6 protein-coding genes and 1 pseudogene are annotated in these 12,494 nt (G+C 74.9%); 2 read left to right on the top strand and 5 right to left on the bottom strand.

Annotated features, from left to right (window positions below; translation table 11 throughout):
- Nucleotides 1-88 precede the first annotated feature (88 nt).
- The 4 genes and pseudogenes from IO40_RS0126215 to IO40_RS0126200 form a co-directional block, all read right to left on the bottom strand.
- Nucleotides 89-2,254, bottom strand: a pseudogene (locus IO40_RS0126215) (ArnT family glycosyltransferase); the annotation flags it as partial.
- Nucleotides 2,251-3,690, bottom strand: coding sequence for a bifunctional glycosyltransferase family 2/GtrA family protein (locus IO40_RS0126210; protein WP_016468034.1), 1,440 nt, complete (start codon nt 3,688-3,690; stop codon nt 2,251-2,253). The pseudogene IO40_RS0126215 and the gene IO40_RS0126210, both read right to left, overlap by 4 nt.
- Before the next feature lie 211 nt (nt 3,691-3,901).
- A complete protein-coding gene (locus IO40_RS0126205; RefSeq protein ID WP_016468033.1) occupies nt 3,902-5,500 on the bottom strand; it encodes a HAMP domain-containing sensor histidine kinase in 1,599 nt (532 codons plus the stop codon).
- Nucleotides 5,501-5,508: 8 nt separating this feature from the next.
- Complete coding sequence (locus IO40_RS0126200) at nt 5,509-6,324, bottom strand: response regulator transcription factor (RefSeq protein WP_016468032.1); 816 nt, start codon at nt 6,322-6,324, stop codon at nt 5,509-5,511.
- A 347-nt stretch (nt 6,325-6,671) separates the two neighbouring features.
- Between IO40_RS0126200 and IO40_RS0126195 the strand changes: the two genes are divergently transcribed.
- Together IO40_RS0126195 and IO40_RS0126190 are read left to right on the top strand one after the other, a co-directional pair.
- Nucleotides 6,672-10,223: a DNA polymerase III subunit alpha gene (locus IO40_RS0126195; protein ID WP_016468031.1), complete on the top strand. Its 3,552-nt coding sequence runs from the start codon at nt 6,672-6,674 to the stop codon at nt 10,221-10,223.
- Nucleotides 10,220-11,236 carry a DNA polymerase Y family protein gene (locus IO40_RS0126190; RefSeq protein WP_016468030.1) on the top strand — a complete coding sequence of 339 codons (1,017 nt, stop codon included), beginning with the start codon at nt 10,220-10,222 and terminating at the stop codon, nt 11,234-11,236. Before IO40_RS0126195 ends, IO40_RS0126190 begins: the two co-directional genes overlap by 4 nt.
- A 124-nt stretch (nt 11,237-11,360) precedes the next feature.
- Here the strand turns inward: IO40_RS0126190 and IO40_RS35030 are convergent, their stop codons facing one another.
- Nucleotides 11,361-12,440: a WD40 repeat domain-containing protein gene (locus IO40_RS35030; protein ID WP_016468029.1), complete on the bottom strand. Its 1,080-nt coding sequence runs from the start codon at nt 12,438-12,440 to the stop codon at nt 11,361-11,363.
- Between the last annotated feature and the right edge of the window lie 54 nt (nt 12,441-12,494).

Below are 12,494 nucleotides of genomic sequence, written 5' to 3'. Positions count from 1 at the left end.
CGTCGCCCGGCCCGCGCCCGGCCCCCGGCGGGGAGCGGCGGGGGCCGGCGAACCGGGGGCCCGCCCGGGCGGGGACGGCCGGGCATGTTCAGGACCCCTTGGGGCGGGTCAGGTCGTAGAAGACCGAGTCGCCGACGGCGACCTTCGTGAAGTGCTTGCGCACCCACGCGCTGATGCGGGAGGCAGTGCCCGAACCTCCGGGGTCGCCGCCGGGCCCGCCACCCGAGCCGGCGATGAAGTAATGAATCCGCCCTTCCTTCACGTACTCCTCGAAGCGCGCGAGCGTGGGGTACGGATCACTCCCGTTGAAACCGCCGAGCGCCATCACGGGCCTGCCGGTGGCGAGCTGGTAACTCGCGGCGTTCTGGGAGCCGGTCGTGGCCCCCACCCAGGTGTACCTTTCCGCGTCCTCCTCCAGCAGCTTCTTCGCCCTGCCGCTGACCCGGCTGCCGTCGAGGAGACCGCCCATGCCGCCACGGCCGGGGCGGGCATGCCCGTCGGTGGACCTCCCCGGGGCCTGTCCCTGTGCGTCGCCCCGGGGAGCCGCGGGAGGGCCGCCCGTGTCGCCGTCGGCCTTGCCGTTGCTGCCGTGGCCGCCTGGGGTGCCTCGCGGGGGCTGCGGACCGCCGCCCCCGCCAGGACCGCCGCCCCCGCCAGGACCGCCGCCGGCGCCGGGGCCGCCCCCGGGGCCGGGGCCGCCGCCGGGACCACCGCCCGGGCCGCCCCGCGCGACGGCGGGGCCCGCCGTGACGATGGAGCCGCTGTGCGGGGTGGCGACCGTGTTCAGCGTGTACGCCGTCGGCCCTGCGGCCATCGCCACCAGGCCCAGGCCCGCCACCGACCAGGACACCCACCGGGGCGAAGCCGTCCGCCGTGAGACCCATGGCTGTGCCGCCAGCGCCACCGCGGCGAGGGCGCCGGCGGCGGGCACCGCCCAGCGCAACCACGGCAGCCAGCCGTCGGCGCGGCCGAGCAGCACGGCGGACCAGACCGCCGTGCCCGCCACCGTCACCGCCAGCGCCGCCGAGGCCGCCGGACGGGCACGCCGCCGCCACAGAAGCGTCCAGCCCATCGCGACGAGGGCGCAGATGTAGGGCGCCAGGGCGATGTTGTAGTACTCATGGAAGATCCCGGACATGAAACTGAAGGTGGCCGCGGTCGTCAGGAGCGCACCGCCCCAGATCAGGAACGCGGCGCGCGTCGCATCCGTACGCGCGGCACGGCGCGTCACGACCAGCCCTGCCGCCAGCAGGATCAGCGCGGCGGGCAGCAGCCACGCGATCTGGCCGCCCATGGAGTCGTTGAAGAGCCTGCCGAGTCCCGTCGGTCCCCAGCCGCCTCCGCCGCCGGGTCCGCCCTTGCCGGGGCCACCGCCGACACTGCCCGTCTCGTCACCGGTGAGGCGGCCGAGGCCGTTGTAGCCGAGGGTCAGCTCCAGAAAGCTGTTGTGCTGCGAGCCGCCCATGTACGGGCGGGAGCCGGCGGGCCACAGCTCGGCCAACGCGACGTACCAGCCGCAGCTGACCACCATGGCCAGCCCGCCGAGCAGGAGCCGGCCCGAGCGGTGCAGCGGGCGGCCGGGGGCGCACACCAGATACACGAGGACCAGCGGCGGGAGGATCACCCATGCCTGGAGCGTCTTGGTGAGGAAGGCGAGGCCGAAGCAGACCCCGGCCAGGACCGGCCACTTGGTGCGGGTGTCCTCCAGCGCGCGCAGGACACAGGCGATCGCCGAGACCGTCAGCAGGCACAGCAGTGCGTCCGGATTGTTGAAACGGAACATCAGGGCCGCGACCGGGGTCAGGGCCAGCAGCGCACCGGCCAGCAGACCGCAGCCGTGTCCGAAGCGCCGCCGCACCGCCGCGTACAGCACAGCCACCGTGCCCACCCCCATCAGGGCCTGGGGCACCAGGATCTGCCAGGAGCCGAGTCCGAAGAGGCGTACGGACAGCGCCATCGGCCACAGCGCCGCCGGGGGCTTGTCGACGGTGATGGCGTTGCCGGCGTCGAGCGAGCCGAAAAGCATCGCCTTCCAACTGGCTGCGCCCGCCTGGGCGGCAGCGGCATAGAAGGAGTTGGCGTACCCGGAGGCGCCGAGGCCCCACAGGAACAGCGCGGCGGTGGCTGCCAGCAGGGCCCAGTAGGCGGCGCGCTCCCGGCGCGGGAGCGGCCCGGCGGACCCGGACGACGACGCGTCGGCGGAAGCGGCCCGGCCCCGGGGGAGCGGGTGCGCGGAGGTGTGGGCGGTGGTCATGCGCGGGTCCGTTCGTCGTGTCCGGCCGGACCGGGGGCGGGAGCGGCAGGGGGAGCCGTGGGCGCGGGCGTGTCCGTGGCCGGGTGCGCGGACGAGGGCCGTGACGCGGGCGCCGGCCGCGCCCTCCCGGGGCGGAAGACCCAGATCCGGAAGAGGAGGAAGCGCACCACGGTCGCGGCGAGGTTGGCGACGACGAGGACGGCGAGTTCGCTGCCGGGCGAGGCGCCCGCGTCGGCGGCGTCCAGCGCGGCCAGCGAGCCGCTGGTCAGTGCCAGCCCGACGGCGAACACCACGAGGCCCTGCGCCTGGTGCCGCACGGCACGCTCCCGGCCGCGTACGCCGAAGGTGAGCCGGCGGTTGGCCGCGGTGTTGGCGAGGGCCGACAGCAGCAGCGCCGCCGCGTTCGCCACCTGGGGCTCCGTGCTCGTGCGCAGCAGCGAGTACAGCGCGAGATACAGCAGTGTGCTCACTGCCCCGACGGCGCAGAAGCCCAGGAGCCGGCGGGCGAGACCGCCCGGCACACCGGCCAGTTCCCGGTCGCGCGGATCGTCGCCGAAGGGGCGGCGCAGCCGTCCCAGGGGCAGCGCCCCGGTGGCCAGCGCCCGCCCGATGCGCCATACGCCCTTGAGGTCGGCGACGGCGGTGGGGACCAGGTCGACGCGGCTGTCGGGGTCGTCCACCCAGTCCACCGGAACCTCGTGGATGCGCAGTCCGGCGCGCTGGGCGAGGACCAGCAGTTCCGTGTCGAAGAACCAGCCCGTGTCCTCCACCAGCGGCAGCAGCAGCGTGGCGACCTCGCCCCGGATGGCCTTGAAGCCGCACTGCGCGTCCGAGAAGCGGGCGGCCAGCGAGCCGCGCAGGATCAGGTTGTAGGCCCGCGACACGACCTCGCGCTTGGCGCCCCGGACGACCCGGGAGCCTGCTGCCAGGCGGGTGCCGATGGCCAGGTCGGAGTGGCCGGAGATGAGGGGTGCCACCAGCGGCAGCAGCGCGTTGAGGTCGGTGGAGAGGTCGACGTCCATGTAGGCGCGGACCGGCGCGTCCGAGGACTCCCAGACGGCGCGCAGCGCCCGGCCCCGGCCCTTTTCCTCCAGCCGTACGGCCCGCACTTCGTCGTAGGCGCGGTCGAGAGCCGCCGCCACCTGGGGGGTGCGGTCCACGCTGGCGTTGTCGGCGACGGTGATACGGAAGCCGTAGGGGAAGTTCCCGGTGAGGAAGGCGTGCAGGCGCCGGACGCAGGCTTCGAGCCCGGCCTCCTCGTTGTGGACGGGGACGACCACGTCGAGCACCGTCCGCGAGGGCGGGAGCGCGGGCAGGTGGTGCCGGGCCGGCAGGGCGTCACCGTCGGGCAGCGTCCGCGTGGCGGGTTCCACCACCTCGCCGGGAGCGCCGCTTGCGCCTGGGCACCCCGGGATGGGAGTGATGTCGGTTCGCATGGCGGCGACACTCGCGAACTGCGCTGTCAGCCCTTTGTGCTGAAGCTGTGCCCCGCCTGTGAGTTGCCTTCCGGCGCCGCCGGGGCCCGCCGGAAGCGGTCGGACACTTCTCGGAGGGGGCCGGGAATCCGCCGGGCCGGGGCGGGTGCCTCCGGGACACGGGCAGGCGTCCGCCGGCGCGTCCGGCTGCTCCCCCCGACGCGGAGAAGGGTCAGTCCACCGCGGGCAGCTGACCGTCCGGTGCGGGCGGTTGCCCCTGGGCACCGGCCGGCCGCCTGCCCGGGGCGGCACGTTCCCCCGGTGCGGGCGAGCGGCCGTCCGGCACGGGCGGTTCCGTGTCCGGGTCGGGCAGGCGGACGGTGAAGACGGTGCGGCCGGGTGCGCTCGTCACCGACACCTCTCCTCCGTGAGCCGCCACGACGGCCCGCACGATGGCCAGGCCCAGCCCTGTGTTGCCGTGCGTGCGGGAGCGCGAGGGGTCGCCGCGTGCGAAGCGCTCGAAGATGTGGGGCAGGGTCTGTCGCGGGATGCCGGGCCCGTCGTCCTCGACCTGCACCGCCACGCCGCCGCCCGCTGCCGCCCGGCGGACCCGCGCCGTCACCACCGTGCCCTCGGGGGTGTGGGTGCGTGCGTTGGCCAGCAGGTTCACCAGCACCTGCTGGAGCCGGGACGCGTCGCCGCGCACCAGCGTCGCCTCCCCGGGCAGATCCAGCCGCCAGCGGTGCCCGGGGCCCGCCGCCCTGGCGTCGCTGACCGCGTCCACCACCAGCGGCGACAGATCGAGCGTACGGGTGTTCAGCGGGCGTCCGGCGTCCAGCCGGGCGAGCAGCAGCAGGTCCTCGACCAGGTCCGTCATGCGCCTCGACTCCGACTCGATGCGGGAGAGGGCGTGCCGGGTGTCGGGGCCGACGGGTTCGCCGCCTCGGTGGGTGAGTTCGGCGTAACCGCGGATCGAGGCCAGCGGGGTGCGCAGCTCGTGGCCGGCATCGGCGACGAAACGGCGTACCCGCATCTCGCTCTCGTAGCGCGCGGCCAGCGCCGAACCGACGTGACCGAGCATCCTGTTGAGCGCGGCGCCCACCTGGCCGGCCTCGGTGCGAGGGTCGGTGTCCTGTTCCGGTACCCGTTCGCGCAGCACCACCTCCCCCTGGTGCAGTGGGAGGGCGGAGACGCGTTTGGCGGTCTGCGCCATGCGGCGCAGCGGACGCAGGGCCATCCGTACACTGGCGGCGCCCGCGATTCCCGCAGCGACCAGCCCCGCCGCCGACACGCAGACCTCGACCACCACCAGCGTGCTGAGGGTGTCCTCGACCTGCGCGGTCGGCAGTCCGACGAGCAGGGTGCCGCCGTCGAACGGCTGGGAGATCATCCGGTAGCCGCCCGCGTGCGGCACGTCCACGCTGTGCGGCGCCCCGTCGAGGGGGACCTGTCCGAGCGCGCCGGTCTGCTCGCGGGTGAGCCGGCGCGCGTCGATCCGGGGTTCGCCCGCGGTGGTCTCGCTTTGCACGCTGATACCGCCGTGCCGGACGCCGCCCTCGCCGCCGTCCGGTACGACGGCGCCGATCGTGCCGACGGGCTGGCCTCCCATGGTGAGGAATCGCAGGTCAGCAGCGTGGGGTGGCTTGTTGACGCCCGGCGGCCCGGGGCCTGCCGCGCGCCGGGCGACATCGGAGAGCTGGGTGTCGAGCTGGCCGAGGAGGTACGAGTGCAGGGCGATCGTGGTCACCGCACTGATGACGGCGGCAACCACCGCGATCAGTGCGACGGAGGAGACGACCAGCCGGGTCCGCAGCGAGCGGGGTCTGCGCATGGCGGGCGTCAGCTCTCCGGGGGCGCCGGTGCGGCGGCCTTGAGGACGTACCCGGCACCGCGCCGGGTGTGGATCATCGGGGACCGTCCGGCGTCGATCTTGCGGCGCAGATAGGAGATGTACAGCTCGACGACGTTGGCCTGGCCGCCGAAGTCGTAGTGCCATACCCGGTCGAGGATCTGGGCCTTGCTGAGCACCCGTCGCGGATTGCGCATCAGGTAGCGCAGCAGCTCGAACTCGGTGGCCGTCAGATGGATCTCGTCGCCGCCGCGTGTGACGTCGTGGCTCTCCTCGTCCAGCACCAGGTCCCCGACGACGAGCAGGGAGGAGCTCCGCGCGGCGGCGGCGCCCGCCCGGCGCAGCAGCCCGCGCAGCCTGGCGACGACCTCCTCCAGGCTGAAGGGCTTGGTGACGTAGTCGTCACCGCCTGCCGTCAGCCCGGCGATCCGGTCCTCGACCGCGTCCTTGGCGGTCAGGAAGAGCACCGGCACCTCCGGGGCCTCCTGCCGCAGTCTGCCGAGCACGGTGAGCCCGTCCATGTCGGGCAGCATCACATCCAGCACCACGGTGTCGGGGCCCCAGTCGCGGGCCGTGCGCAGGGCGGAGGTGCCGTCCCCCTCGGCCCTGACCTCCCAGCCCTCGTAGCGCAGCGCCATCGACAGCAGTTCGCTCAACGCGGGCTCGTCGTCCACGACGAGCACCCGCACCGGTCCGCCGTCCTGCCGCCGCAGCCCCTTGCGGCCGGGCGCGGGCGCGGAGACGGCCCGGGTGGGGGAGGGGGGCAGGGCGGGTGTGGGCGGGGAGGCGGCGCGGGGATCGCTCATGGAGGCCAGGCTGCGGTGCGTCGCTGAGAGCGGGCTGTGTGCCGCCTGTGAATCGGGTGAGAAGCGAACGGGCTCCGCGCCGGTCCCCGGGGAGTGCCCACGGCTCGGCGCTCACTCCTTCGGTGGGCACCACTCGTGGCCGGATCGGAGCGGCCGTTCCCGCTGCTGGGCCAGTGGCGGAGCCACCGGAGCCCGTGCGGAGCCTGAGCTCAGGCGGGGGGAAACCGGGCCGAGGCCCCGTTCGAGGGCGGGGCCGGAGGCGTCATTCGAATAAAAGTTCGATGGCTGGTTTATTGTGGTGCTCGGACAGAGAGGGGGGAGGCACAGGCGCGGGAGGTGACACACGGATGCACGGCTTCACACACCTGCACACGGCCTCCGGCTTCTCCATGCGCTACGGCGCCTCCCACCCGGAAACCCTCGCCGACCGCGCTGCCGCCCGCGGCCTGCCCGCACTCGCCCTGACCGACCGCGACACCCTCGCGGGAGCGGTCCGCTTCTCCCGGGCCTGCGCCCGCAACGGCGTCCGCCCGGTGTACGGCGTGGACCTGGCCGTCACACCGCCCGGAACCCCGCAGGGGGAACGGGGCGCGTCCCGGGGGCCGGGGGACCCGCGCGGGGGAGCGGCCGGGCACCAGAGCACCCCATCGCACCGCCGGACCCCGGCCAGGGGCGGCAGCTTCATCGACGAGTCGGCCCCCCGCGCCGTCTTCCTCGCCCGGGACGGCGCCGGTGGCTGGGCCGAGCTGTGCCGCATGATCACCGCCGCGCACGCGGACGGTTCCGACAGGCCCCTGCTGCCCCGTGACGCGCTCGGCGGCGAGGGGGTCGTCGTCCTGCTGGGTGCCGACTCGGACGTCGGCCACGCGCTCGCGGCCGGCCGCCCGGACCGGGCCGCGGCCCTCCTGGCCTCCTGGCGCGAGCGGTACGGCGACGCGCTGCGCCTGGCCGTCACCGGTTCGGGCCCGCTGCGGGAGGCCGCCCGGATGCTGGGCCTGGCCGCTCAGGAAGGTGTCGGGCCGGTCCTGACGAACGCCGTCCGGTACGCCGATCCGGCGGCGGGCACCGAGGTGAACGTCGCCGACGTGCTGGACGCGGCCCGCCGGCTCGTCCCCGTCGATCCCCGGCGGGGGCTCGACAGCGGGGAGCGCTGGCTGAAGGGGACCGAGGAGATGGCCCGGGTGGCGGAACGGATCGCGGAGGCCGCCGGGTACCGGCGGGCCACCGCGCACCGTCTCCTCGCCCTCACCGAGGAGACCGCCGATGCCTGCCGGGTGGACCCGGAGGAAGATCTGGGGATCGGCCGGGTCCACTTCCCCGAGGCACATCTGGCCGGTACCGGCGGCCACACCGCAGCGCGGGCCCTGCGCTCCCGCTGTGCCGCCGCGATGGTGACCCGCCGCTACGAGCGGGACGAGCGGCGCTGGCGGCGGCTGGACGAGGAGCTGGCCATCATCGAGTCCCTGGGCTACTCCTCGTACTTCCTGACCGTCGCGCGGATCGTCGAGGACGTCCGCGAGCTGGGCATCCGGGTCGCGGCGCGCGGTTCGGGCGCGGGCTCCTTCGTCAACCATCTGCTGGGCATCGCGCACGCCGACCCCGTCGAGCACGGTCTGCTGATGGAGCGGTTCCTCTCGCCGCGCCGGGCCGAGCTGCCCGACATCGACATCGACGTGGAGTCGGCGCGCAGGCTGGAGGTCTACCGCGCCATCTTCGAACGGTTCGGCGAGGAGCGGGTGGCCACCGTCGCCATGCCCGAGACCTACCGGGTGCGGCACGCCATCCGGGACGTGGGTGCGGCGCTGGGCATGGACCCGGCCGAGGTGGACCGGCTCGCCAAGGCGTTCCCGCACATCAGGGCGCGGGACGCGCGGGCGGCGCTGGCCGAGCTGCCGGAGCTGGGGCAGGTTGCCGAGGAGGACCACGGCGACCACTTCTGGGACCTGGTCGAGGCGCTGGACGGGCTGCCGCGCGGAGTGGCCATGCACCCGTGCGGGGTGCTGCTGTCGGACTCCTCGCTGCGGGCCCGTACCCCGGTGGTGCCCACCAGTGGGGAGGGTTTCGCGATGGCGCAGTTCGACAAGGACGACGTGGAGGATCTGGGGCTGCTGAAACTGGACGTGCTGGGGGTGCGGCTCCAGTCGGCGATGGCGCACGCGGTCGCCGAGGTGGAGCGGGCCACGGGGGAGCGGATCGATCTGGACGCGGTCCCGGAGGGCGATCCGGCCACCTACGAGCTGATCCGGGCCTCGGAGACGCTGGGCTGTTTCCAGATCGAGTCGCCGGGCCAGCGGGATCTGATCGCACGGCTCCAGCCGGAGACCTTCCACGATCTGGTGGTGGACATCTCCCTGTTCCGGCCGGGCCCGGTCGGTGCCGACATGGTGCACCCCTTCATCGAGGCCCGGCACGGGCGGCGCCGTATCCACCATCCGCACCCGGATGTGGCCGAGCCGCTGGCCGAGACGTACGGGGTGGCCATCTTCCACGAGCAGGTCATCCGCATCCTCTCCCGGCTGACGGGCTGCGACCGGGGCCGTGCCGACGAGGTGCGGCGGGTGCTCAAGGACGACGAGCAGCGGCCCGCCGCGAAGGCCTGGTTCGAACGCGCCGCCGCCCTGCGGGGTTTCTCCGCCGAGGCGGTCGCGCACGCCTGGAAGATCGTGGAGTCGTTCGGCTCGTACGGTTTCTGCAAGGCGCACGCGGTGGCGTTCGCCGTGCCGACCTACCAGTCGGCATGGCTCAAGGCCCACCGTCCGGCCGCCTTCTACGCCGGTGTCCTGGAGCACGATCCGGGGATGTACCCCAAGCGGCTGCTGCTGGCGGACGCGCGTCGGCGCGGGGTGCCGGTGCTGCCGCTGGACGTCAACCGGTCGTCCGTCTCCTATCGAATCGAACTGGAGTCTGAATCCGGACGGTGGGGGCTGCGCCTCGCCCTCGCCGAGGTGCAGGGCATCAGCGAGGCCGACGCCGCCCGCATCGAGGCCGGGCAGCCCTACGACTCGCTCGGCGACTTCTGGCGCCGTGCCCGCCCCTCCCGCCCGGTCGCCGAACGCCTCGCCCAGGTCGGCGCGCTGGACGCCTTCGCCCCCGGCGGCAACCGGCGCGACCTGCTGCTGCACATCGCCGAACTGCACCGCGCCCAGCGTGCGGCAGGGGCGCGCGAAGGACAGCTCACCCTGGGGGAGGCGCCGGAGCAGGACGGGGCCGGCACCACGGCCCGGCAGGCCGACCCCGTCCATCTGCCCGACCTGGACAGCGGGGAGCGGCTCGGCGCCGAACTCGATGTCCTCGGCATGGACACCTCCCGCCACCTGATGGCCGACCACCTCGCCTTCCTGCGCGAACTGGGCGCCCACTCGGCCCGCAGCCTGCGCTCGGTGCCGCACGGCGAGACGGTGCTGATCGCCGGTGCCAAGGCGGCCACCCAGACGCCGCCGCTCGCCTCGGGCAAGCGCGTCATCTTCACCACCCTGGACGACGGCACCGGCCTGTCCGACCTCGCCTTCTTCGAGGACTCGCACGCCGCCTGCGCGCACACCGTCTTCCACTCCTGGCTGCTGCTGGTGCGCGGCACCGTCCAGCGGCGCGGCCCGCGCAGCCTCACCGTCGTCGGCTCCGCCGCCTGGGACCTGGCCGAACTGGTCGAACTGCGCCGCACCGGCGGCCTGGCGGCGGTCGCGGCCCGGCTGGCGGAACCGGCCCCCGGCGCCCGTCCCGGCGCCCCCGGGGACGGCGCCGGTGACGGCGGAGCAGATGCGGGCCCCGGCCGCACCGTGCGGGTCGCCCCCGGCTACGAGATGCACCCCTGGGCCGATCTGCGCCCCGCCGGTGAGCAGGCGAGCTCCCCCAAGGCGCTGCGCAAGCTGTGGCACTCCAGTTCGGGGAGCGCGGGATGACCGGCGACCGGACGCGGACCGGGGACGGGCCGCACGTGCTCTACGTCCACTTCGACGGCCTCGGGCCCGCCACCACCGAACGTTACGAGGCGCTCCTGGCGCTGCTCACCGACATCACCCCCGTCGTCCAGGCGCTCCCGCCCGACGCCGCGCTCGCCGATGTACGGGGCGCGCTGCGGTACTTCGGGCGGGACGCGGCCGAACTGGCGCAGCTCGTACGGCTGCGGGCGCTCGCCCTGCACGGCACCGACTGCACCGTCGGGGTCGCCGCCTCCCCGCTGCTCGCCCGGATGGCCGCACAGGCCGGGGAGCCGGGGCAGGTCCGCGAGGTGCGCCCGGAGGAGACCGCCGCCTTCCTCGACCGCAGACCGGTCGCCGCCCTGCACGGGGTCGGCCCCGCGACGGCCCGCACCCTGTGCGCGTACGGGCTCGACAGCGTCGGCCGCCTCGCCGCCGCGCCGCCGGCCACCCTCCAGCGCATCCTCGGCGCCGCGCCGGGACGGCGGCTGCACGAGCGGGCGCGGGGCATCGACCCCACGCCGGTCACCCCCACCGCGCCGCCCCGCTCGGCCACCGCCGAACACCGCTTCGAGCGGGACGAACTGGATGCCGCGCACCGGCGCAGCACCCTGCTCGCCCTCGCCGACGACCTGGGGTTCCGGCTGCGTGCCGAGGGGCAGGTGGCGCGGGCCCTCACCCTCACCGTCCGCTACGCCGACCGCTCCGCCACCACCCGCACCCGCACCCTGTCCGAGCCGACGGCGCACACCCCCGCGCTGGCCGCCGCGGCGTACGCCCTGCACGACGCGCTCGGTCTGCAACGCGCCCGGGTGCGCGGCGTGGCGCTGCGTGCCGAGGAGCTGACCGCCGCCGAACTGGCCGCCCGTCAGCTCTCGTTCGACGTACGGGAGGAGAAGGCCCGCCGGGCCGAGGCGGCGGCCGACCGCGCCCGCCGCCGCTTCGGGACGGCCGCGGTCCGCCCGGCGGGCTCGTCCCCGCCCCGCGCGGCGTAGGCGGTGGCCCGCGCGGCGTAGGCGGTGATCCGCGCGGCGTAGACGGTGGCCCGGCCACAGCGAGGCGGGTCGTCACCCGCGGCCGGGGTCCCGGGCCCCGGCCGCGGGTGGCCTCCGCACGGTGTCAGCCGACGGCCCGGCCGAGGTCCCACACGTACAGACCGTCCTCGCGGGAGGAGGTGACGGCGACCGGAGTGCCCGAGATCTCGGTGACGGTCTGCAGATGGCCGGGGAGCGGGGCACCCAGCTGCCGGCCGGCGGCCAGGTCCCACACGCGGCTGGTGCCGTCGTTGCCGCCGGTCACCGCGAGGGTGCGGCCGGCCACCCGCGCCGTTCCCATCGTGGAGATCCGGTCGGTGTGACCGGCCAGGGGCTCGCCGAGCGGCTCCCCGGTGTCGAGGTCCCACCGCTGGAGGACGTGCTCGTCCCCGCCGGCCGCCACTATGCGGCGCCCGTCCGCCTCCACCGCCGCCATCGCCCGGGGAACCGGCTTCGCGCCGGTCAGGGACGGCCCCCACTGCTGCCCGCTCAGCAGGTCCCACACCTGGACGAAGTCGTCGTGCCCTCCGGTCACGGCGACGGGCCGGCCGTCGAGGAAGCCCGTGCCGAGGTCACCGTTGTAGCTGACCTCGGCCGTCATCACCTGTTCACCCGTGCCCGGCTTCCGGACGATCAGCCGTCCCTCCTCGGAGTTGCTGACGAGAAGAGGCCCGGCGTCGCAGTGCAGGGCCGCGAGCCCCGTGACGCCCAGCTCGTGTCCGGTGAGGGTCCCGCCCACCTGACGGCCGGTGTGCGGGTCCCAGAGCCGCACGGCCCCGCCCATCGTCTCCAGTTCGGGGCCGGACAGGTCGAACCGGCCGCCGCCCGTGACGACCAAGGGGCGTCCGTCCAGGTGTACGACCGTCAGCTCGGAGGCGATCTCGTACTCGTCCGCCTCCCAGCGCGGCCGTTCCCCGTCCTCCTCCTCGTCCCAGTCCTCGTCCCACTCGCCGACCTCGTGGTACCACGCCTCGTCGGGGCCGGCGGAGGCGAGGTCCAGCGGACGCCGCGTGCACTCACCGGCGGCGAGGTCGCACACCCACAGCGTCGCGGAGGTGTCCACGTTGACGGCGACGGGCACCCCCTCCAGCTCCAGGACCGGCGTCGTGTCGTGCCGGCCGTGGGAGTGGCCGGCGTACTGCGTCATCAGGCGCTCATCGAACATGGACGGACCCTAAAAGCCGCCACTGACAGGCGAGTTGACGCGCCTGTCAGCTCC

It is taken from the genome of Streptomyces albus subsp. albus (genome assembly GCF_000725885.1).
GTDB lineage: Bacteria > Actinomycetota > Actinomycetes > Streptomycetales > Streptomycetaceae > Streptomyces > Streptomyces albus.
Note: the sequence above shows the minus strand (reverse complement) of the source record. Positions and strands in the feature narration are given on the sequence as shown.